The sequence below is a fragment of the Paenibacillus medicaginis genome, from assembly GCF_042138635.1.
In the GTDB taxonomy this organism is placed as follows: Bacteria; Bacillota; Bacilli; order Paenibacillales; family Paenibacillaceae; genus Paenibacillus; species Paenibacillus medicaginis.
Window position 1 is genome coordinate 13,653 of sequence record NZ_JBHIRY010000038.1, and the last position, 23,080, is coordinate 36,732.

The 23,080-nt window shown below is 46.5% G+C and carries 19 protein-coding genes; 13 read left to right on the forward strand and 6 right to left on the reverse strand.

Translation table 11 applies throughout. From position 1 onward, the window contains the following. Window positions 1-23 precede the first annotated feature (23 nt). Complete coding sequence (locus ACE5LO_RS24485) at window positions 24-1,043, reverse strand: alpha/beta fold hydrolase (RefSeq protein ID WP_375522550.1); 1,020 nt, start codon at window positions 1,041-1,043, stop codon at window positions 24-26. Window positions 1,044-1,187: 144 nt separating this feature from the next. On the opposite strand from ACE5LO_RS24485, the gene ACE5LO_RS24490 reads away from it, so the two are divergent. Beyond that, a complete protein-coding gene (locus ACE5LO_RS24490; RefSeq protein WP_375522571.1) occupies window positions 1,188-2,072 on the forward strand; it encodes a LysR family transcriptional regulator in 885 nt (294 codons plus the stop codon). Between the two features lie 60 nt (window positions 2,073-2,132). On the opposite strand, the gene ACE5LO_RS24495 is transcribed toward ACE5LO_RS24490, so the two are convergent. Further along, complete coding sequence (locus ACE5LO_RS24495) at window positions 2,133-4,436, reverse strand: glycosyl hydrolase (RefSeq protein WP_375522572.1); 2,304 nt, start codon at window positions 4,434-4,436, stop codon at window positions 2,133-2,135. A gap of 203 nt (window positions 4,437-4,639) precedes the next feature. Next, the gene (locus ACE5LO_RS24500) at window positions 4,640-5,185 is read right to left on the reverse strand and encodes a TetR/AcrR family transcriptional regulator C-terminal domain-containing protein (RefSeq protein WP_375522551.1); all 546 of its coding nucleotides are present in this window, start codon (window positions 5,183-5,185) and stop codon (window positions 4,640-4,642) included. A gap of 187 nt (window positions 5,186-5,372) precedes the next feature. Here ACE5LO_RS24500 and ACE5LO_RS24505 point away from each other — a divergent pair, with 187 nt between their 5' ends. From ACE5LO_RS24505 to ACE5LO_RS24560, 12 genes are all read left to right on the forward strand, one after another. After that, complete coding sequence (locus ACE5LO_RS24505; protein ID WP_375522552.1) at window positions 5,373-6,416, forward strand: NAD(P)-dependent alcohol dehydrogenase; 1,044 nt, start codon at window positions 5,373-5,375, stop codon at window positions 6,414-6,416. Between the two features lie 524 nt (window positions 6,417-6,940). Further along, window positions 6,941-8,692, forward strand: a complete 1,752-nt coding sequence (locus tag ACE5LO_RS24510) for an SgrR family transcriptional regulator (RefSeq protein WP_375522573.1) — start codon at window positions 6,941-6,943, stop codon at window positions 8,690-8,692. Window positions 8,693-8,835: 143 nt separating this feature from the next. Next, on the forward strand, window positions 8,836-9,873 hold the full coding sequence (locus ACE5LO_RS24515) for an autoinducer 2 ABC transporter substrate-binding protein (RefSeq protein ID WP_375522553.1): 1,038 nt from the start codon (window positions 8,836-8,838) through the stop codon (window positions 9,871-9,873). After that, window positions 9,863-11,731: a cache domain-containing sensor histidine kinase gene (locus ACE5LO_RS24520; RefSeq protein ID WP_375522554.1), complete on the forward strand. Its 1,869-nt coding sequence runs from the start codon at window positions 9,863-9,865 to the stop codon at window positions 11,729-11,731. Before ACE5LO_RS24515 ends, ACE5LO_RS24520 begins: the two co-directional genes overlap by 11 nt. Further along, window positions 11,700-13,355 carry a response regulator transcription factor gene (locus tag ACE5LO_RS24525; protein ID WP_375522555.1) on the forward strand — a complete coding sequence of 552 codons (1,656 nt, stop codon included), beginning with the start codon at window positions 11,700-11,702 and terminating at the stop codon, window positions 13,353-13,355. Before ACE5LO_RS24520 ends, ACE5LO_RS24525 begins: the two co-directional genes overlap by 32 nt. 111 nt (window positions 13,356-13,466) lie before the next feature. Continuing rightward, entirely contained in the window at window positions 13,467-14,975 is a 1,509-nt protein-coding gene (locus ACE5LO_RS24530; protein WP_375522556.1) for a sugar ABC transporter ATP-binding protein, read from the forward strand. 23 nt (window positions 14,976-14,998) lie between these two features. Beyond that, a complete protein-coding gene (locus tag ACE5LO_RS24535; protein WP_375522557.1) occupies window positions 14,999-16,051 on the forward strand; it encodes an ABC transporter permease in 1,053 nt (350 codons plus the stop codon). Window positions 16,052-16,055: 4 nt separating this feature from the next. Continuing rightward, the gene (locus tag ACE5LO_RS24540; RefSeq protein WP_375522558.1) at window positions 16,056-17,039 is read left to right on the forward strand and encodes an ABC transporter permease; all 984 of its coding nucleotides are present in this window, start codon (window positions 16,056-16,058) and stop codon (window positions 17,037-17,039) included. Window positions 17,040-17,089: 50 nt separating this feature from the next. Further along, window positions 17,090-18,133, forward strand: a complete 1,044-nt coding sequence (rhaS, locus tag ACE5LO_RS24545) for a rhamnose ABC transporter substrate-binding protein (protein ID WP_375522559.1) — start codon at window positions 17,090-17,092, stop codon at window positions 18,131-18,133. Window positions 18,134-18,336: 203 nt separating this feature from the next. Then, window positions 18,337-19,098: a GTP cyclohydrolase II gene (locus ACE5LO_RS24550; RefSeq protein WP_375522560.1), complete on the forward strand. Its 762-nt coding sequence runs from the start codon at window positions 18,337-18,339 to the stop codon at window positions 19,096-19,098. 237 nt (window positions 19,099-19,335) lie between these two features. After that, window positions 19,336-20,316 carry an aldo/keto reductase gene (locus ACE5LO_RS24555; protein WP_375522561.1) on the forward strand — a complete coding sequence of 327 codons (981 nt, stop codon included), beginning with the start codon at window positions 19,336-19,338 and terminating at the stop codon, window positions 20,314-20,316. A gap of 26 nt (window positions 20,317-20,342) precedes the next feature. Next, complete coding sequence (locus tag ACE5LO_RS24560; RefSeq protein WP_445993915.1) at window positions 20,343-20,732, forward strand: MerR family transcriptional regulator; 390 nt, start codon at window positions 20,343-20,345, stop codon at window positions 20,730-20,732. Between the two features lie 175 nt (window positions 20,733-20,907). Here ACE5LO_RS24560 and ACE5LO_RS24565 read toward each other — a convergent pair whose 3' ends face one another. The 3 genes from ACE5LO_RS24565 to ACE5LO_RS24575 all read right to left on the reverse strand — a co-directional run bounded on the left by ACE5LO_RS24565 (window position 20,908) and on the right by ACE5LO_RS24575 (window position 23,064). After that, the gene (locus tag ACE5LO_RS24565) at window positions 20,908-21,531 is read right to left on the reverse strand and encodes a GNAT family N-acetyltransferase (RefSeq protein WP_375522563.1); all 624 of its coding nucleotides are present in this window, start codon (window positions 21,529-21,531) and stop codon (window positions 20,908-20,910) included. Between the two features lie 5 nt (window positions 21,532-21,536). Next, window positions 21,537-21,689 carry a hypothetical protein gene (locus ACE5LO_RS24570; protein WP_375522564.1) on the reverse strand — a complete coding sequence of 51 codons (153 nt, stop codon included), beginning with the start codon at window positions 21,687-21,689 and terminating at the stop codon, window positions 21,537-21,539. 490 nt (window positions 21,690-22,179) lie between these two features. After that, window positions 22,180-23,064: a helix-turn-helix transcriptional regulator gene (locus tag ACE5LO_RS24575; protein ID WP_375522565.1), complete on the reverse strand. Its 885-nt coding sequence runs from the start codon at window positions 23,062-23,064 to the stop codon at window positions 22,180-22,182. Between the last annotated feature and the right edge of the window lie 16 nt (window positions 23,065-23,080).

The window sequence follows — 23,080 nt, forward strand, 5'->3', positions numbered from 1 at the left end:
TTCAATCCAATACTAATGATGATCTATCCGTTTGTACCAAGCGCTAACAGCCGTTTTAGGTTGTCATCAATAAATTGATTATCGGTACTGTTGATTCCACGACCGGCAAAATGGCCCCAGATCGACTCGATAGGACTAAAAACAGCATTAGGTATACGCTTAGCCTCGTATTCGTTATCGTCCGCCTTGCAGAAGAGATCCGTGCTCCCAGGCATGATGCAGGCGAGCGCTTTAATGCTTTTGAGCGCCTTATCGAAATCTCCGTTATAGGAGGGGTTTGCACTAATATCTGCATTTTGTCCTGTCCATAACATGGCCAGGACATTGTGCGGATCCATCTTCATAAAGCTATCTTCCCAGACACCTGCCACAAAACCTGCCAATGAGTCGAATCCCAGCTCACGATAAAGTTCCTCTCTATAAAACGCATCCGATAAACCCCATCCCGCATAGACACGGCCAACGGCGCGCATGTCTGCAGAAGTCAGCTGGTTTAGTTTACTTGAATCGAAGCGGACTGCAGCCATGAGCGCAGCTTTCATTCCGTCCAGGACCAGATATGTTTGGGGCCAAGGCTTGGCAACTCCGGCGAAAGGCGCAATTCGTTCCACCATATCCGGATAACTTGCCCCCCATTGGAAGGCTTGAATACCTCCCATTGACCATCCTACCACGAGAGCGATCTTGTGAATGCCGAATTTTTCGGTCACCAGCCGATGCTGGAATTGAACGTTGTCATAGATCGTTACCTGCGGGAAATTAGCCCGGTCGAATGGGGGAGGCGTGTTACTGGGAGACGAAGATAATCCGTTGCCCAGCAGATTGGGAACGATAATGAAATATTTCTGCGGATCCAGTGCCATACCATTTCCAATCAACCATTCATTCTGAACATGCGTGTCGCCAAAAGCAGTTGGATAGATGATGACATTATCTTTCTTTTCATTCAATTTTCCATAAGTCTTATAAGCAAGAAAAGCGCCCGGTAACGTCACTCCTGATTGCAAGGTTACGTCACCCAAATCAAAAATCTCATAATCCATCGTATTGTCTCTCCCTTCATCATGAAACTACACATTTTAAAATGTATTTCTTGTACTTAGTATAGGGCTGTGGTACCCTCAATAAAAGTGAATAGAATTCAAAGTAGTCTTCAATAATATTGAAAGTAAAAGGGGGACCGTATGATGGAATTGCGTCAACTGAATACGTTCCGCATGGTTGCATCAACGTTAAATTTCAGTCGGGCTGCGGAAGTGCTGGGCTATGTTCCCTCCAACGTCACGATGCAAATAAAAGCATTGGAGGATGAGCTTGGTGTTCGTCTCTTTGACCGCTTGGGCAAGCAGCTCGTTCTTACAACTGCGGGTAAAAGCTTTTTAACTCATATTCAAAGCGTTCTAGATAAATTGGACGAAGCTCGCAGTGCCGTTCATGACAATGAAGTTCTAAGCGGCACTCTAACGATTAGTGCCAATGAGGTTATTTGCGCCTATCGGCTACCCGTTGTCTTTCGCCTGTTTCGTTCGTGCTATCCGGGAGTGCGTCTCATTTTTCGCTCTGTTTCTAATCAAGAGCTCAAACAATCACTCTTTGAGGGAACCGCAGATATCGTCTTTATGTTGGACGAACCCATTCGCTCAAGCGGACTTGCCGTGGAACCGTTGGTGGAAGAGACTTTCCGCCTTTTCGCTGCTCCGGACCACCCGCTGGCACAACGAACTGAGCTACAGCTGGAGGATTTTCATGGAGAAGTGTTCCTGACGAACGAAAAGGGTTGTCCCTATCGCACCATGTTTGACCGGTCATTTGAGAAAGAGGGTATTGATAGCATTACGTATTTGGAGTTTCAAAGTGCTGAAGCCATTAAACAATGTGCAATTTCGGGAATCGGTATTGCCTTTCTTCCTGAAATCGTAGCGGAAGCTGAAGCTGAGCGGGGCGAACTTGTTGCTCTTCCATGGCAAATTCCGGACTTGCACGTGTATACACAGATGTCATGGCATAAAGACAAGTGGCTTTCACCAATCATTTTATCTTTCATAGAGGCGGCAAGGGAGGTCATGGTCTAACACAACAAAAAGGGCTGGAGCAGGGGACACCCCCCGATCCAACCCATTTTTCTTACTCCTTTACGGCTCAATCCCCCATACAAGCTGACCGTTCATATACCCGGTAACCTGTTCATTGTTTACGAACTGAGTGTTGGAAGCTTTAAATGAGTAATCGTCAGTCTGGTTGTAATTGGACCAGTTGGTTTTGGAGAACCGTGCTTGAATTTCTGCGCTTTCGCCGGGATTAAGCGTTCCAGCCGAACTCGTAAAGCCCATTTCCAGAACATAATCGGCTCCAGCAACCGGAGTCGCCAGTTTAACGAATTTGCTGGTTACATTCGCACTCCCGATGCTGGCCCAGTCGCACCAGAAGCTCTGTGCGTTTTCCCCGTCAATCGTATAGTAATACCGGAGTTTTACGTCACTTAACTGAATCGCCGAATCACCGGTGTTGATTACTTTGAATTTGGGTGAGATTCCGTTGGTGGAGGCACTCGTGCTGCCGTTAAAGGCTTGGACCGTCAAGTCTCCCGCGGGTAAAGGAACACTGCCGCCCACTACATTTACTGTAAGAACAGCGTTTTTTCCTCCGCTGAAATGAAAGGTTAGCGCATTCTGGCCCAGCGGCAGTGTAGAAAGATAGGATTTGCTCAGAACGACAGCAGCGCTTGATTTCGTATAATCCTGTCCCGGTTTAAGTGTATAATTTCCATTCGTTATGCTTGCAAGCTGATGTCCGTTTAAAGTAAGGGATACGGAAATATCCTGCCCTGGATTCTCCGCTTGATCATATGTCGCATTCACGGGCGTAATCGCAGCGCTTGGGGTAGGATTGTCACCCTTTAAATCGGGCAGCTCATCCAACGTGATGACATAGTTGCTTTGATATAGCGTTTTCAGAGTGGCCGGATAATTAAAGGCAGAGCTCATGAGATGCTCGCCATACCAGGGGCAGAAGTAGAGCCAGCCTGCTTTTTCCTCTGTCAGATTCTGTACGCTTGGGACGGTGTCATTCTCCGTCATGGCTACCATTTTCGTGCCGTCGGTTAAATCAACAAGCTGATAGAAAATCGAGGTAATGGCATCCTCATTGGGCACGCCGGACAAACCGTCATGGCGGTTGTAGATTGTATTGTATTTATCATAACCGACAATATCTACCTGATCGTCGCCGGGATACCATGCGGGAGAAGTGTTATACACGTAGCTGTTGTAGGTCCAGATCAAGTTGTGCAAGCCATACGTCTCTGTAAGTTCGGTATAGAGCAGGTCCCACAGCTGTTTGTACACCTCCGCACCTGCCGAAGCCCACCAGAACCACGCGCCTTCCCCATTCAACCCGCCGTTGCCCTCCGCCTCATGATAAGGACGGAAAATAACCGGCACATTGTTGTTTTGCAGAATCTGCAGCTGTTCCGCCAAATCCTCAATGGTCATCATGACGTATTGATATTCTTTCGTACCAGGAACCACCGCATTGGCTGTATTAAAATTGGTTTCCGTCGGCTTGTAGGTGGCATTCTTCCAATCTACAAACTCCCCGAGCTGATAGGCGTTGAAATCTCGTGGCACATTGATATGCCAGCTGGCAGTCGCGATCCCGCCCCGGTTATTCACCCAATCGATCATCCGCTCGGTTGTGCCGTCCTCCCAACCGTAGAGCGGATTATAGTTCATTAAATCGAACCCGCGGATTGCCGGATACTTTCCGGTTAAATTGTGAATCCAATCAAACTCCAACTCGTAATTGCCGTTATTTCCGCCGCCATAAATCTCCTGCTGGCCGGAGATCATATGGTTGCCGTAAACCTCTGTTAAGTAATTCATCAAAGTCTGCGTTTCAGGTGTAGCTTGAGGATCGGTGAGGACAGGCTGCACATCCAGGGGATCAAGATCGGCATAATCCACAGTGAAGGTGTCAAAATAAGCGAATCCCCAACCGGCCTTCAGTTGGATGGTGTTGCTTCCTTGCTTCAGCTTCTGAAAGCCAAAATCGAAATTCGACCACTCGGTCGTGTAGGGCAGCATATACGAACCCTTGGTAACGCCGTTAACTGTTAAATATTGTAGCCTGCCGTCAGGACTCAGCTCCTGCATATAGCGGGTGGAGATCGCATACATGCCGGTTTCCGGGACAGTTACTGTAAAAGTGATTGTGCCGGAATTCTGCATCCAGACAAATCCGCTTCCGGAGAATCCGGGCTTGGGTTGTCCATAAATTTCAGTCACCACTTGAAGATCGGAGGTGAGCTGAGCGTTTTCGCCTTCAATCGTGAAAAGTGCGGTGTCTGCATGAGCGGGCGCTGCCATCAATCCAAACCATCCAAACAGCAGAGTAAATGCCAGCATTATTGCACTTGCCTTTTTGAACCCATTTTTCATTTCCATCCTTCCTCTCCATGTGAAATAGGATAAACAATTACATAATGTATTTCGTGGCAGCGCTTACAAAGTAAACATAGCACATGCACCAAATTTTGTAAATATTTCGACATCGAAAAATTCACAGGTATCATTCAGTTAGTCAGATCAGCATTACTCATCATCGGTTACTGGTATGCAGGGGGGGCGCATAGGCTCCTATATTATAAGTTCCTTTCTAAAAGTTCCCCCACTTTTTGTGCTATTTCCTGCGGTGGATAAGGCATCCCATTTTTTAGCCACCATTCCACTACACCAACATAGGCATTTGCTACAAATTCAACAACGACATCTTCGTTTTGCCCTGAGTTTTTACCTTTCGTTACATCCACGTCTTTTTTGAACTCTTCGATATTATGTTGAATAAACCGGCTGCGAAAATAGGGAGCCCCTCCACTCGCCAGCATCGTCGAAAAAAACAAATAGTTGTTTGCCAAATATTCCATACAGTGCACAGTCGATTCGATCCAATCCGTATCGGCTTCTGCCTCACACAAATCACTCATATTTTTGATATGTTCTTCAATGATTTTATCCAACAGATCAAATTTATCCAGGTAATGAAGATAAACCGTCGCGCGGTTAATATTGGCCCTGTCAGAAATATCCTGAATGGTTATGCTGTCAAAGCTTTTTTCTGACATCAATTCAAGAAATGCTTTTTTAATGGCTTCCTGAGTTCTAACGATTCTTCTATCCACTTTGGCCATGTTATGAACACCATACCTTTCTTGAAATAGTCGACAATCTTTCTTGATTAGTTGTTTAAACAATAAAATTGATTTAATTAACGATTTATATGCCTTGTTTCGCTCATCTTTATATTATAAATTATAGACAGATGTCGAAAATACATCAATCGTAGCTTTTATTCTACCATGTAGGAGGATTTATATAATGATAACTGCCAAAGCAAGAGCTGTTGATGGTCCAGACAAACCGTTTCGAGCTGCAGAAATTAATAGACGTGATCTTGATTCGCATGATGTACTGATTGAAATTAAATATGCAGGCATATGCCATTCTGACATCCATACTGCGCACGGCGAATGGGGACCTGTGAACTATCCGCTCGTACCTGGACATGAGATTGCGGGAATTGTCACGGATGTAGGAGCAGAGGTCACGAAGTATAAAGTTGGTGACCGGGTAGGGGTCGGATGTATGGTTGATTCCTGTGGCGAATGTGTGAACTGCCGTAAAGGAGAAGAACAATACTGTCTTAAAGGAAATATCCAAACATACGCTGGTGTTGACAAATACGGAGAGCCTACTCAAGGTGGCTATTCTACTCACATTGTCGTAACCGAGGGTTTCGTAGTCAGAATTCCAGATAACATTGAGCTTGATGTGGCCGCTCCATTACTTTGCGCAGGTATTACGACATTTTCGCCGCTAAACCATTGGGGAGCTAGTCCGGGTAAAAAAGTGGCGGTTATTGGTATGGGCGGACTTGGTCATATGGCTGTTCAAATTGCACATGCCATGGGTGCGGAGGTCACCGTTCTGTCACAATCATTAAAGAAAAAAGACGATGGCCTGCAATTGGGCGCAGACCACTACTATGCCACAAGTGATCCAGAGACATTCGAGAAACTTGCTGGCTCCTTTGACTTAATAATTAACACGGTAAGTAGCGCAAAAATCGACATGGATGCTTATTTCGCACTGCTCACTCTCGATGGCACCTTGGTTAATGTGGGTGCTCCAGGGGAGCCGTTGTCACTAAACGTGATGTCTCTCATCGGTCATCGCCGTTCGTTCGCTGGTTCAATGATTGGGGGTATTCGTGAGACGCAGGAGATGTTGGATTTCTGTGCAAAACACAACATTTTCCCTAAAATCGAAGTGATTTCAGCCGACCAAATTGACGAAGCCTACGAACGCGTACTAGCTTCAGATGTGAAATATCGATTCGTAATTGATACTAGCACGATCTGAGATATTGGCACGGCAATTACAACTACACCTTCTCAACAACTTTCTGGATAACATATAAATTCTCCGGAGCTTTCCCTGCTGAAATGCTAACGGAAAAACCGTCTTCTCAGATGGACGGTTTTCCGCTTTTCCGTGTCCCCAGGCTCGCCCATATCGATAAAACCCATGAAGTTCGTTTTGTGGGGAAAAGCTTATGAGGTGTGGCTTCGCTCAGTGCTGGCTCCCCGGTTAAGCCGTATTCTCGTGTCCGCCGGGCTTGGCGGTATTGCATCAACTTTTCGTTTATATAATCTTGTTCAAGCATGCTGATCCTCCTCGAACACCAGTTCCTATGATGGCTTTTTTTGTTTGTTTTCTGTCTAATCACATTATGTGCTATTCAAAAGGGGATAAAAAGCGTATACTTGCTCCAATGGATTTCCTCTTTTATTGAAGATGCGGTTTTTTCTTCTGTGAAAGTACATCGATATAGACGTTTTTACATGTGAACGAAGGGGGGAAGCACGCTGCTGGAAGAGAGATACCTGCTGCTGTTCGAGCATTTTGGTAAAGATACGGAGCTGGGAAATCCTGTAGAAGTGAAGCTGGAGCAGCTGTCCGAAGCACTTTATTGCACCCCGCGTAATGCCAAGCTCATTCTTGCAAAGCTCCAGAGTGAGCAGCTTATCGTTTGGTTACCTGGTCGAGGGAGGGGAAACCGGTCCAGAATTGCTTTTAAGGTGGACAAAGAGGCCTACTTGATCGAGTTTTCACAAAGCCTGATTGAAGAGGGGAATTATAAGCGGGCATTTGATCTGATCGGAACCCATGCCACTGGAACGTTGGCCAAACCCAAGTTTCTGGAATGGCTGGATAAGCAATTCGGTTATAAAAAAGGGGAAGCGGGAGAAGGTCAGCATCCCCAGGATACACTCGTGTTCCCGGTATTGAAACCGCCGCTGACGCTTGATCCTGCGGAGCTTTTGGATTCGTTTGATTCGCATTTGATCCGCCAAATTTTTGACCGTTTACTCAGATTTGATGTGCGGCAGGGCTCCATTGTGCCGATGTTAGCCCATGCTTGGAGCTCCAATAGCTGTGCGACGGAATGGACGTTTCATCTGCGCAAAGGGGTGCGTTTCCATAATGGTCAGGAACTGACTTCCCGGGATGTAAAGTTTACACTGGAGCGGCTTCAGAGCGGAACGGCCAACAGTTGGCTGATGCGGGGAGTCGAGAGTATCGAGACGATGGGTCCCCGCGCACTTCGCGTGAAGCTTAGCCGGCCTAACCGGATCTTTGACCGCTTCATGTGCTCGGCGGCAGCTTCCATTCTTCCCTACGGATTTGCCGGCATAGAGGAGGCGAATTATTGGAGCCTCCCGCTGGGAACAGGAGCCTTCAGGCTGATCTCCTGGTCAGCAGGACAAATCGAGCTTGCCGCTTTTGATGCTTATTTTCAGGGCCGGCCTTATCTGGATAGCGTAGATATCGTGATTTTACCGGATGACTGTGCCCTGGAAATGGAGGGAAATGCAAAGGTTCATCACAGCATGGATACGATGCGGATGTACTCCTATGCTAAGGGGGAGGCTTGGCAGGAAATCGAGAAGTTATGTCAGGGATGCACCATGTTGATCTGGAACGTCTCCCGCGAGGGTCCCCAGCAGTCGGAAGCCTTGCGGAGAACGGTGAAAATGATACTTCATCCCGGAGAAATGGTCGCGGAGCTCGGCGGCGAACGGGTGCTTCCCGCTTTCGGGTTCCGTCCCGAAACCAGCAGTTCCCATACGGTTGAACCCATGCGGCCCGAACGTATTCGCAGGGCATTGGAAGAGTCGGGCTACGCCGGGGAGGTTCTACGTTTTGCCTGCCACCCCAAATATAGCGAAGATAGTTTATGGATCATGAACCGGCTCTCCGAATGGGGAATCTCTGCCGAAGCGGCAGATTATGAATCATGGCCCGCTGCCGATTTCTGTATTTCGGGGCTCGTATTCCCGGAAGACGAAGTATGCGAAATCGAAGCTTACGAGCACCGGGATTACATTATGAACTTTTATTTCGACGAAGAGCGAAAGAAATGGATCACTGGCCGGATCGATGAGGCGGTTGCGGCCGAAACCACGGAGCAAAGACGCATGTATTTGAAGGAAATTGAAGACCTTGTTCGGGATGAGGCAACGGTGATCTTCCTGCACCACCGCCGGATAAGTACCTTTATGCATCCTTCCGTTCGAGGCGTAAGCCTGAACTCGCTTGGCTGGATCGACTTCCAGAACGTTTGGCTGGAGTAGGCTAACCAAAAATGCGACAAAACCACCAAGGACTTAACCCTGGTGGTTTTATGTAATGCCATATATGAAGTACATTGGCTGTGCATATATTTTGTGGATTGCTTATAAGATCAAAACATCATAATTGATGTGAGGGGGTAAATATGCTTCGAAAATTGTTGTTACCCATTTTAGTCTTTATTTTTGTAAGCGCTTGCCAAGATGGGGATGGAATTCAATATGACATCATTTATCGGATGAAGGAAGCGAAGCCTCCAATGGAAATAGAAGAAACGCAGCGTAAGTATACGATCGGTATCGTTCCCAAAGTGATGGAAATTCCATATTTCAATGTAGCAAAAGATGGGGCCATGGAAGCTGCACAAGATTTAAATGTGAATATCATTTACGATGGTCCGCCGATCGCTGATGCAGAACAGCAAATTCATGTGATTAAAGAATTGATTGAGCGTAAAGTTGATGTTATTGCGGTCTCTGCTAATGATCCCTTGAAGTTGATTCCTGTGTTAACAAAGGCAAAGCAGCAGGGAATTCGAGTGATAACATGGGACGCTGACACTCTGCCGGAGGCTAGAGAGATGTTCGTAAATATGGTCGATTCGGAAACACTTGGCCGTCATCTTTTGGATACACTGGCGTGGACGATGGGAGAAAAAGGCGAGTATGCGATTATGACGGGATCACGGTCGGCAGCAAACTTAAACGAGTGGATCAACTGGATACAATATCAGCAGGAACAATTTTATCCAAAATTAAAATTAGTGGATATCGTCACAACAGATGATAACCCTCAAAAAGCTTTTGAGGTTGCACAAGGATTAATGGAAGCGCATCCTAATTTGAAAGGAATTATCGGAAATTCATCTGTAGGACCGCCAGCGGCAGCCCAGGCCGTGAAAGAAGCAGGCAAAAGCGGTGACATTAAGGTGGTTGGGTTATCCACTCCGAACCTCATGAAAGCCTACCTGCATAATGGTTCTGCACAGATGGCTACACTTTGGAGTCCCAAGAAACTAGGCTATTTAACGGTTGTTCTGGCCAAAAACATACTGGAAGGCCATATGCCTTTTGACGGTCAAGAAATAGATAATGTCGGGAATATCAGGGTGGCGGGGGATGTAGTTATTATGGGGGAACCTGTTGATTTCACTAAGGAAAATGTTGACCAATATGATTTCTAAGCTGCTTAGGCGATTTCAGTACATCAATTACCGGCTAAGCTCAAAGCTGATCATAGCTTATATTATTTTGACGGTCATACCGATGGCGCTCCTGGGATATTTCTCATTTGTGCAATATAAAAAATCTATTGAAGAACAAATTGGTGAATATATGCCGCGATTTTTAAGGCAGGCCAATGCAAATATTGAAAAGCAGGTTGAAGAAGTGATGGCACTGCCTAAGCTGCTTCTCAATTCGGAGAGTACTTTAGCCATTTTGCGAAAGGATTCTTATCAAAGCCGTGCGGACCAAAATAAAGACAGGTTCACGGTGAACAATTATTTGGCACGAACATATTTGAACGGCATGAATGAGGATGTTATCGGTGTGTTTGTCTTGTCTAAAAACCGGCTGTTTTATAGTTCCAAAATCAAGTTTACCGGTCTGGATTGGGAAAAGCTGCTCATCCCCTATGGTCAAGACATGGATCTTCGTGGGAAAGAGAAAATAACTCTTCCGAATGAAACCAAACTTCGTTTTGAAGGGGGTGTACCGTATGTGCTATTCATGAAGCAGATCCAGGACGTTGATAACCGAAAGGATTTGGGCACGATGTTTATCGCGGTGAAGCTGACGTTTATTGACCGGATCCTCATGGATTTCGAACAGAACAACAATGCGAAAATGTGGATTGCAAATCGTAGGGGCAACATTATTTATCATACTGACCCTAACGCTATCGGCACGACAGATCCTTCAGTCCGGGATTACCCCATTTGGAATGGGAGCTTCCGGGTTAGCAAAGGGAAGGAATTACAGCTTATTAGTGTAACGGAGTCCAAAAGCTTCGATGGGATACTCGTACACAGTATTCCCCTGCAGGATTTAACTGCACGAACAGATATGACTCGAAAAATCACGATCCTTATTTTTATCTGTTTTGTTATGATCACAACCCTATTTGCGGTTATGTTTGTTCTGCGTGTAACACGTCCGATTAAGAGGCTGATCCGGCTGATGAAAGAGGCAGAGAGGGGCAAATTCCAACTTGATCTGAAAACCCACAGCCGTGATGAGGTGGGTACGCTGGCACGCAGCTTTAACTCCATGATGACAACGATCCGAGATTTGATCGAGAAGAATTACGATATCAAGATTCGCCAGCAGGAGGCGGAGCTATACGCCCTGCAGTCTCAAATCAATCCGCATTTTATGTACAATACCCTGGAGACGATCAGTATGGCGATCGAAGAAGGGGAGGCGGACATGGCCGTTGATATGGTCACCCAGCTTGGCCGAATGCTCAGATATTCGGTAGAGAATACATCTAATTTTGTACCCGTTTCTGAAGAGCTCCAGCATGTTGTGGATTATTTGACTATTCAGAAATTCCGTTTTGAAGACCGTCTAGTTTTTGAAATTATACGGAAATCTGATCCAGGTTTCTTTTATATGCCAAAGTTTATTCTGCAGCCGGTCGTAGAAAATGCGATTAAATATGGATTGGAATCACGTGAGAGACTTGACATAGAGATCAGTATCAGCAAAGAATCCGGCACACGCTCAGGTGATACGGCTATCGTCTTCAGGGTACGGGATAACGGACCAGGAATTAAGCGGGAACGTCTCGAGGAAGTGGAGAAGTCTTTGAAAACCGGGACGTTGTCAGGTAAGAAATCCCAATTCGGACTTGGAAACGTGAATGCCCGGATCGTTATGATTCATGGTCCCGAATATGGTTTGCAGCTGCATAGTGTTGATGGCAAAGGTACTGAGGTTACAATACGCATACCGCTAATTACAATGATGGATAGGTTCAATTTGGAGCAGGGCGAGGAGGACAACCATGCAAGCAATACGGACGTTAATTGTGGATGATGAGGCTCGTATTCGGCGAGGAATTGAACGCATGCTTGCTTCATGCGAAGGTAATTGGCAGGTGGCAGCGGTCCTTTCCAATGGTAAAGATGCGTTGGAATACATCCGCCAGACACAAGGAGCCATTGATTTACTTCTAACGGATGTTAAGATGCCGGAGATGGATGGTTTAACGCTCATTAAGAAAGCCAGACAGCACGGTTCCTTTTACCCTATAGTTATCAGTGGACATAATGATTTTGTCTTTGCTCAGACAGCGATCCGGGAAGGCGCCGTTGACTATATTTTAAAACCGATAGACCGTGAACAATTTCGCCAACGAATGGCAGAAGTAAGGAACATTATCGAAAAAAACAGACATGAGCATCAACGATGGAATGAAATGCACCGTAAAGAATTGGAACTGAAACGATCTCGTCAGACGCAAACACTTAGCTATATTACTTCCGCAGGGCTCGATATATCCAGACTGGGGTATTGGGTAAATGATTTTCCGAAAGGTCATTATCTCCTGCTTTATATTAGTTTGGATCCACCGCCAGTTAAAGCTAGAAATTATACCAAGAAGGATTGGGAAGCGTTCGATTATGCTTTGGAAAATATGATTTCCGAGGTGACAGGCAATTTTGACATTGCGCAGGTGAAGCAGGCTTGGTGCTGGAAAGGGGGAAATGCCGACTTTTGGGTACTGATTTATGCTCCGGGAGAGTCATCGGGAACAACGATGGAGGCTGTCGCAAATGAATTATCAACGCGAATTCGCTCAGTCATCCAGTTTCATACGCCATTCACCGTATCGGTATCCTTTGGGAATTGGATGCAAAATCTCTACACATTGCCTGAGGCAAAGCAAAAAGCATTATCCTTAATGAATTATCGTTTGTTGTACGGCAGCAATCAAACATTTCATGATGATACGGCAGAGCGGTTTGTAGAAAAGATGGACATTGATCTTGCAAAATTTGCCCACCGTCTGCGGAGGGCCGTTGAACAAGCGAACAGTCAAGAAGCGAATGATCTGTTGAAACAACTGTTTCAACAACTGGAGCATATTCATTCGCCGCAACCCATACAGCTTGCTGTACAGAATGTATTCATTCAGATTCACTCTGTTGGAATAGAATACATGAGCGGCGTATTTGAACCCATCTCCCTGGAAAAGGGGCTGCAGGCCCTGCACCGTGCGGCCAATCTTCATGAGTTGAAGAGTGAGGTGAGTGCACTCATCCAATCTGTCATCGAATTGATTCGTCATACTCGGCAAAGTGGAAGAGTGAAGCCTGTAGAGCTGGCTAAAGCATGGATTGCCGAGAATTTGAGCAAAGACTTGACAATCCAGGCCATTGCGGACCATGTTTATATGAATCCTTCCTATTTTATGAGATATTTCAAGATGCACACCGGGCTGACCATACTTGATTATGTGACGAAACTCCGAATGGAGAAGGCTAAGGAACTCTTGGTTAATACGAACATGAGGGTACAGCATGTTAGTGAACAGGCTGGTTACCAAAACGTGAAATATTTCAGCCGCCAATTTAAACAACGCTTTGGCTGCACACCTGCTAAGTATCGTGATCAAGTTCTAAAGAATATTGAAGAAACAACCCCCAAAAGTCATTAATGCCCCCCTTCAAGTCATTATTGTACCCTATTATGAAAGCGTTTTAATTAGTAAGCTGTGAATAGAGAACGGCGCTGCCGTTAAATCGATCACAGAATCGGAGGGAAGCTGATGGAGACGGAGTACATTCTGGAGCTAAACGGGATTACAAAGATTTTCCCTGGAATCAAAGCACTGGACAACGTGTACTTCAAGCTAAAGCCGGGAGAAATTCATGCGTTGATGGGCGAGAACGGAGCAGGCAAGTCGACATTCATTAAAGTGATTACTGGCGTTTACAAGCCGGACGGGGGAGAAATTCTGCTGAATGGCCAGCGTGTTGATTTCAAAACTCCGAATGATGCAAAGCATAGAGGGATCGCAGCAATCTATCAGCATGTGACCTGTTTTCCGGATTTGAGTGTAACGGAAAATATATTCATGGGCCATGAAAAGATTCACAAGGCCACCAAGCGGATTCTTTGGAAGGAGATGCATGAAGAGGCCGACAGATTGCTGAAGGAGCTCGGGGCAGGCTTCAGTCCAAAGACGCAAATGGGTGCGCTGAGCGTTGCCGAGCAGCAAATCGTCGAAATCGCCAAGGCGCTTTCGACGGATGCGAATATTATCATTATGGATGAACCGACGGCTGCCCTGACGAACCGTGAAAGCGAAGAGCTGTACCGGATTGCGGAGCAGCTCCGTGACAGAGGCACGGCAATTATTTTCATCTCACACCGTTTCGAAGATATGTACCGGCTTGCCAGTAAGGTCACGGTATTCCGGGACTCCCAATATATCGGGACATGGGATGTAAATGCAATTTCGAATGCCGATCTTATTGTCGCCATGGTCGGCCGTGAAATTACACAGCTGTTCCCAAAGAAGAAGGTTGTGTTGGGAGAAGAACTGCTGCGGGTGGAAGGCTTGGGGAAAACCGGTTATTTTGCCGACGTCAGCTTCACGCTTCGCAGGGGTGAGATTCTTGGTTTGACCGGGCTTGTCGGAGCAGGTCGGACGGAAGCGTGTCAGACACTGTTTGGTATCGAGTTGTACGATAAGGGGAAAGTGACCTACAAGGGGAAGAAAATACGGATACGCTCTCCGCTTGATGCCATGCGGCAAGGGATCGGCTACTTGCCGGAGGACCGTCAGAAGCAGGGACTGGTGCTCGATTGGAGCATCGGCCGCAATATTACGCTTCCAGCCCTGGAACTTATCACGAAGAAAGGCGCAATTCGTGCTTCGGCAGAAGCGGAAATTTCCAAGCGGCTGGCGGAGAAGGTCGGCGTCAAAGCGAAAAGTATCTTTGATTTGGCCAGCTCACTGTCGGGTGGAAATCAGCAGAAGGTCGTTTTTGCGAAGCTGCTTACTGTTAATTTAGAAGTAATTATACTCGATGAGCCGACAAAAGGGGTTGATGTCGGCGCAAAGTCAGCGATCTATGAAATCATTAGCGAACTGGCCTCTCAGGGCTACGGAATTATCATGGTATCGTCGGAAATGCCCGAAATCATCGGGATGTGCGACCGTGTTGCCGTTATGCGTGAAGGAAGGATTACGGCATTTCTCGACCGCCAGTCGATGACGCAGGAAGCCATTCTCCAGGCGTCTATGAGCGAGGAAGCTCTCCTTTATTAAACAAGTTTAGAAGGTGGATACACATGGAGGATAGAGGATTTAACACGCCCGCAGTGGCCGCTGAAGCATTGAAAGGCGCAGCGCTCAAGCAGCGCTCGTTAGCTGCCAGCTTCGCCAAATTCAGAGAGATCGGGCTGCTCGGGTTTATTATTCTGTTGTCTGTTGCCGTTCAGCTGCGCAATCCAAGTTTTCTAACGCTGGAGAACATCAGCGATTTGGCCACGAATACCGCAATCTTAAGCATTCTGGCTGTTGGCATGATGCTCGTCATTGTGACACGCGGAATCGATTTGTCCATCGGGGCGACACTCGCACTGTCGGGGATGATCGCGGCTCTGACGGTTGGCGCGTATCCGGAGCTGCATCCTATCGCAGTTGTTTTGCTCGGTACGGCGTCCGGGCTTGTCAGCGGACTCGTGCTGGGCTTTCTTGTAGCCAAGATCGGTATTCTGCCCATTATAGCGACTCTTGGGATGATGAACGTATTCCGCGGGCTTACGTATATGGTAAGCGGTGGCAAATGGGTGAGCGCCCATCAGATGCCGGAAAGTTTTAAGAACATGGCGACAGGATCGATACTTGGTGTTAATAACCTGATTCTCATCGCAATTATTATTTATGCCTTGGCATACTGCTTCGTACAGCATACACGGACCGGAAGGCAGATTTATGCAGTAGGCAGTAATCCTGAGTCGGCGAAGATCAGCGGCATAAACACAGATAGAATTTTATGGCTGGTTTACTCGATTATGGGCGCGTTGTCTGGTCTCGCGGGTGTCCTGTGGGTGGCCAAGTACGCTTCAGCCCAAGGCGATACGGCGTCAGGCTATGAACTGAGCGTTATCGCGGCCTGTGTACTCGGCGGGGTCAGCATTGCAGGCGGTTCAGGCAAAATTTCGGGGATTATTCTCGGGTCCATACTGCTTGGAATTCTGAATAACGCACTGCCGCTAATCAACGTCTCCCCGTTCTGGCAAATGGGCATTCAGGGAGGGATTATCCTCTTCGCCGTTCTGGTAAATGCGATTGTGAAACGCGGAGTTGACCGCAGTAATCTGATGAGGAGGAACGTCTGAGACTATGGAGACACGAATCATTGCGAACAAACAGGATTTCTCACTGAAACGTTTTTTTCTCCAATGGGAGTGGATGCTGGTTGTCCTCTTTATCGCCATAAATGTTATAAATATGAACTTGTCGGAGTACTACTGGGACCCGGTCAATCTGCGCGATGCGACGATGGGTTTTCTGGATAAAGCATTCATTGTTCTGCCGATGGTTTTCATCATCATTTTGGGCGATATCGACATTTCCGTCGCATCGATTGTGGCTCTGTCGTCGGTCGTCATGGCTGACCTGTATAACTTGGGAGTACCGATGCCGGTCGCCGTCCTCATCTGTTTGGCTGTGGGCATCATTTGCGGATTTATTAACGGCCTGCTCATCGTCAAATACAAAGAATTATCGTCGGTTATCATTACCCTGGCGACCATGATTATTTATCGTGGCATCGCGTACATCATTCTGGAGGATCAAGCATCAGGCTCGTTCCCGCAGTGGTTCAACTATCTGGGATGGGGCTATGTCGGCAGCATACCTTTCATTCTGGTTGTATTCATTGTCTTTGCCGTTCTGTTCGGGCTTCTGCTGCACAAAACGATGTTCGGTCGCAGGGTGTACGCGACAGGCAGCAACATTACGGCAAGCCGTTTCTCCGGCGTCCAGGTGGATAAAATCAAAATCATTGTATTCACACTCGCTGGGCTGATGTCTGCTGTAGCCGCGCTGTTTCTGACTTCACGAATGGGAAGCACGAGACCGAATATGGCTAACGGGTATGAACTGGATGTCATCGCCATGGTCGTGCTTGGCGGTATCAGTACAGCTGGCGGTAAAGGAAGAATGATTGGCGCGGTTCTGGCGATCTTCCTCATCGGGTTTCTGCGATACGGGTTAGGGCTTGTCAATGTGCAGGCGCAGGCTTTGCTCATTATTATCGGTCTGCTGCTGATCTTCGCTGTCGCTGTTCCGAAGCTTAAGCTGGGTCAAGGGAAACGGCACTAACTGCCGGATTGTATATATGAGAAGGTATCGATTAAAGGAGGAAACAGGACGTGAAGAAGCTATTTCAAATTTGTTTGGTAACGGCTCTAATGATCACAATGCTTGCTGCATGCGGGGGAGGAAACGGAGCAGGCGAAAGCGCTCAGTCTAATACCAGTTCAGGGAATAAGAGACATGCAATTATTTTCAAAAATACGGGTAACCCGTACGGCGAGAAATTAATGGAGGGATTCAAAAACGCAGTAGAGGCTCAGGGCAACGAAGCTATTATAAAGGCGCCAGACCAACCAACGGCTGAGGCACAGATTCAAATGATTGAAGAACTCATTTCACAAAAGGTGGATAGTATAACGATTGCCGCAAACGATCAGGATGCGCTGCAGCCTGCTTTGATGAAGGCAATGAATTCCGGCATTCAGGTACTGTCTGTTGATTCCGCTTTGAACGCGGCGAGCCGTAAGGTACATGTTAACCAAGCCGACCCAGAGCGTATCGGCCGGACACTGATTCAAGGAATTTCTGAAATGATCGGCGGTGAAGGCCAAATTGCGATTCTGAGCGCAACCAGCCAGGCGACAAACCAGAACACCTGGATTGAGTGGATGAAGAAAGAGCTGGAGGACCCCAAATACAGCAAAATTGAGCTGGTGAAAGTAACCTATGGCGACGATCTTCGCGACAAGAGCGTATCCGAGACGGAAGCGCTGCTGAAATCGTACCCGAATTTGAAAGGGATTATCGCCCCAACAACTGTAGGTATTGCTGCAGCCGGTAAAGTATTAACGGATAAAGGACTTCAAGGTAAAGTACAGCTTACAGGTCTTGGTCTGCCAAGCGAAATGGCCGAGTATATCGAAAGCGGCGTTAGCCAATGGATGTACCTGTGGAACCCGATTGATGTCGGGTACATGGCGGGTTATACGGCAAATGCACTTGTAAACGGCGAAATTACGGGAGCGGTTGGCGAGAAGTTTACAGCAGGCGACCTTGGCGAGAAGGAAATCGTAGCAGATGGAGATGGCACACAAATCATGCTTGGCGATCCGTTTAAGTTTGACGCATCGAATATTGGAGAATGGAAAGATGTGTATTAGAATCACCGAAAAAAACAGAAAAAGTGTTAGCCCCCGGTTGCAACCGGGGGCTTAAAGGCGGTTGTCTGCTGTGGATGTACGTCGTTAGACGTTTTTCTTCTAGTTGTAAAATAAACTGCATACCAGGGCGTTTTTTGTGCAATATACTACTACATAAGTTGGTTGTTGGAAAATCCAATTCAGACTAACAAAGGAGTATTGTCATGCCGATGGTACAGAACTTTGATCCTGGAATGATTTCGCTTTTACAAAAGAAAATAAAAATGATCAAAACGGACGAAGGGGGCATATATCTTGTCGGCCCCATTAAACTGCCGGTCAACCTACTTGGGGAAACCGCTGAATTCAAGTGGTACTGCTGGCTTAATTGCGACGAGGTGACAGAAGATTTTGAGCGTATTATCGGTAAATTATCGTCTGCCAACTTGGCGGAATTTCAACAATCAAGTGTACTCGTCCAGGGAGATTTTCAAAATGCAGATCATGCGTTGATCCGGTTCCATTCTATCTGTCACACCGGTGATATCTTCGGCAGCAAGCGATGTGACTGCGGATACCAGCTCAAACAGTCGATGAAGCATATTGCTGAGTATGGCAACGGAGCGTTATTTTATTTGGCAAACCATGAAGGAAGAGGCATCGGGCTCTTTAGCAAAGCTCTTGCCTATATTCTGCAGGAAAACGGATATGATACGGTGGATGCTAATCTTAAGCTTGGATTTGTTGATGATTCCCGGGATTATAGTGATGCGATAAAGGTGTTAAAGGCACTGCGGACTAAGCCGGTCACACTGATGACCAACAATCCAAGAAAATTAGAGGCGCTTAGTCAGGCGGGTCTGGATGTAGAAGAACGGGTGCAGCTGTGGGGTGATGTCTCCGAGTATAACGAGAAGTATTTGAAAACGAAAATCGAACGGTCCGGACACTTGAATGAAGGGGAAGGCTGTTGTAACAATGACTAATATTTTAAAAAAGTGATTGTAATCGCTTTATTTCAAGTTTACATTAACTGTGTTCGAAGGATTGTGACCGGTGAAGCGGGCAATGCCTGAGTTTATTTTAGCGTCATGAGATTCATGATGTTTTAATAAGCTCAGGCATTATTTGTTCATCAAAATTTGTATTGACTTGGAGTTAACTCCAGACATTAGACTCTTGGTGTAAGGTGACCCCATTTAAGCAAAGGAGTGAATCGAAGAATGGAATATGTAAAACTCGGTAATACAGGCTTGGACGTATCACGGCTTTGTCTTGGCTGTATGGGCTTCGGTGTAGCAGAGCGGTGGGTGCATCCATGGGTGCTTAATGAAGAGAACAGCCGGCCCATCATCCAAAAAGCGCTGGAGCTGGGCATCAACTTTTTTGATACGGCGAATGTTTATTCCGACGGAACGAGCGAAGAGATCGTTGGACGCGCATTAAAGGATTTTGCGAATCGGGATGAAGTTGTGCTCGCGACAAAGGTCTATTTCCCTATGCATGAAGGTCCTAACGGTGCAGGACTTTCGCGCAAGGCCATTATGAGTGAAATTGACAAGAGCTTGAAGAGACTGGGGACCGATTATGTGGATCTGTACCAGATTCACCGCTGGGATTACAATACACCCATCGAAGAGACGATGGAAGCCTTGCATGATGTAGTAAAGGCAGGCAAAGCGAGATATATTGGAGCTTCCGCCATGTATGCATGGCAGTTCCTGAAGGCGCTGCATACAGCGGAGAAAAACGGATGGACCCGGTTCGTATCGATGCAGAATCATTATAACCTCATCTACCGTGAAGAAGAACGCGAGATGACGCCGCTCTGCAAGGCCGAAAAAATCGGCGTGATTCCTTACAGCCCGCTCGCATCCGGAAGATTGACACGGGATTGGTCGGAAAAAACGCATCGTTCCGAAACGGATCAGGTACAGAAATCGAAATACGATGCCATGGCGGATGCGGACCGGTTGATCGTGGAGAGGGTTGCGGAAGTCGCAGAAAAACGCGGCGTTCCGCGTGCCTACATTGCCCTTGCCTGGCTGCTGCAGAAAGAGCCGGTCACTGCTCCTATTATCGGTGCCACAAAAATATCCCATCTCGAAGATGCAGCAGCTGCCCTGTCGATCAATTTAACTCCGGAAGAAATGGCTTCGCTGGAGGAGCCGTATATTCCTCATCCCGTAGTGGGCGCTCTGTAAACAGGAAAGACGGTGACGGTATGTCGATGACGATTGCGGAAGTAAGTGAAAAGTTCAAGCTGTCACAGGATACGCTCCGCTACTATGAACGTATTGGGCTGATTCCGCCTGTGAACCGTACGAAAAACGGAATCAGGTCCTACACGGAAGAGGACTGCAAGTGGGTCGATTTTGTCAAATGCATGCGGCAAGGCGCCGGCCTTCCCGTAGAAATGCTGATTGAGTATGTCGGGCTGGTGCAGCAGGGGGATGACACCCTGCAGACACGTAAAAATCTCTTGATCGAGCAGCGTAACCGGCTTGCGGACAAAATCGAAGAGATGACGAGCACGCTGACACGGCTTGATGGAAAAATCGTCGGATACGAACAGACGATTTTGCAAAAAGAAAAAACACTTAAAACGCCGGTGGAGTAATATCTGATGAATACGGGTGGGCGCCTCCGTTTCCGTATCGGTATCTTGCCTCCTGTTTGATTGAATTGGTTTACTATTTTTCAGAAAGATGCAAAATCAAAATAAAAAGCCACTCGTAAATGAGTGGCTTGCTATGTACTACAGTTGAATGTATCAAAAAGAGAGGGACACTGGACTATATTTTCTCCAGCTTGTCCAAGTAGTCATCAATATCAAGCCTAAGACTAATTGGTTTCTGATTGTTACTATGATTTACTTGCTCTTTATTTTTTATAAACCCAATTCTTTCATTTGTATAGTATGAGTAACGATGTGAAAAGCAATCTAAGGTTATGAACCTGACTCCTCCAACTTCTTCTCTCATAAGAAGAGCTTTAAACACAGCGTAGTTAATAAGCATTTTCCCAATCCCGCATTTTTGAAAATCTTTATGTACAGCCAGCCTTGCTATTTTTAAGGCAGGGAAAGTTTCATAGCCTATAACTCCTGTATTGCCTCTGTTCCTAATACGTCTCTCACTATAGTCTAACCTGATTGCATCTGAGCACAAAGACATATAACCGATAATTTTCTCATCTTTCTTAACTAAGAAGGTGGTATTATAACCTTCATTTTGCTCTTCTAGTGCTTCATTTTTCAAAAAGTAATTCATATCCTCTGAATGTCTTATTAGTCTCTTTCTTGATCGAGGTGAGATAGCAGTAAACTCACTATGATTTACACAATCAAAATGGGCCAGATTATCTCGATCATCGTGGGACAACCTAGCCAGGATATAACCATCAGTATCAGCAAACATACTTTCTATTTACCTCTTTCTTCAAGAGCCTTAAAATAGTCGATCAGCATTTGCCCATTTTTTTTAGATTGCATAGTTGGTTTTTTTTTCAATGAATTAATCAATTTTTGAGCATCTCTTCCCTTTAATGTTGGGGTGGCTGCAATTTGAGTAGCCATCTTTCTTCCTCCCTTTCTACTAGCCATCATCTATCATCTCCTATAAAAGTCATTGATAGAATGTATGGTGAGATAGGCTAGAGTATTCCAGTCACTTTGAAAATTCACTCAAAGTTTTTTCTAGGAATATTATACCATGAGAAATTCTATCATTTCTACAGAAAATTAAACATTCCGAAGATATTTAAAGCTATCAGGAGATAATTTGATGGATTTCACTAGTTTGAACTGACCTATTAGCTGAAATAGTATGCAATATCAATATAGTCTATACAATAGTTAGATTAACACGTATCTAGAACTTTAATTTACATCCATACCCCTTCCCTGCAGTAATTTTTTCAATACCTTAGCATGTCCATCTGTTCTTCTAAGTTCGTTTGCTGTATTCTTCATAAATGGTCTTGGCTGTACAATGCAAAACAGAAGCCTCCAGCCCCCTTTATAGGTGGTTTGGAGGCTCTCTTTTTTACATGAATAAACGCACTCGTCAATTCATATATTGCTTGCGAAACTGCAGGGGAGACAGGCCTGCGCTATGTTTGAAACTGGATGAGAAGTAAGGCGCATTGCGATAGCCGACCTCTTCCGATATGCGCTCCACGGACCAATCCGTAGTAATGAGCAGCCGCTTGGCCCGCTCCAACCGATAATCGTGCAAATAATCGGTGGGAGTGCGGCTGTACTTCATTTTCATACAACGAATAATGTAATTGGGATGAAAGTGAAAAACAGCGGCCAAAGTTTCGCTGGTGATTTTGTCCCTGTAGTTTTGCTGAATATAAGCTGCGACCCGTTCCGCCAATCGGGCCGATGCTGATCTTACGCCGTTCAACCCTCCTTCCTCTTCCAGCATAGCCAGCAGTTCGGCCAGCAAACGCTGCTCCTCCCAGAAAGAGTGATCCATCGGCAGCGCCAATAACTGCTGTACGAGGCTGAAGGCCGCCTGCGGGTTGGAAAGTTGTGAATGCTTTGGGAGGCGCAGTGTGTAAGGATTGCCAAATGGCCGGGACGAGTGGGATGAATGGAACACCCCCTCGTTACAGGTATTCGTTGCTGGTGAACTTTCATATCTGCCCGCATGCTCAAAATGAACCCAGTAAAACACCGTATCCTGCTCGCAGGGCTTGACCGCATAATGTTCGCCGTTCGGCAGCAGGAGCAATGTATCCCCAGCCGTCAGTGTCCATCGCTGACCATTCTCTCCGATGTGCAGTTCCCCCTTGACCATGATCAGTAAATCGTAAATGCCGAGCTTTCTTCGATTCGGGTGATGATCACCGATTCGGAACTCGGTCAGACCTGATCCCAAATAATAGGGAAGCGGCGGGGTATTCAGTTCAATCACCGCATCTCCAACCGTCTCTCCGCTCATGCAGCTCACTCTTTTC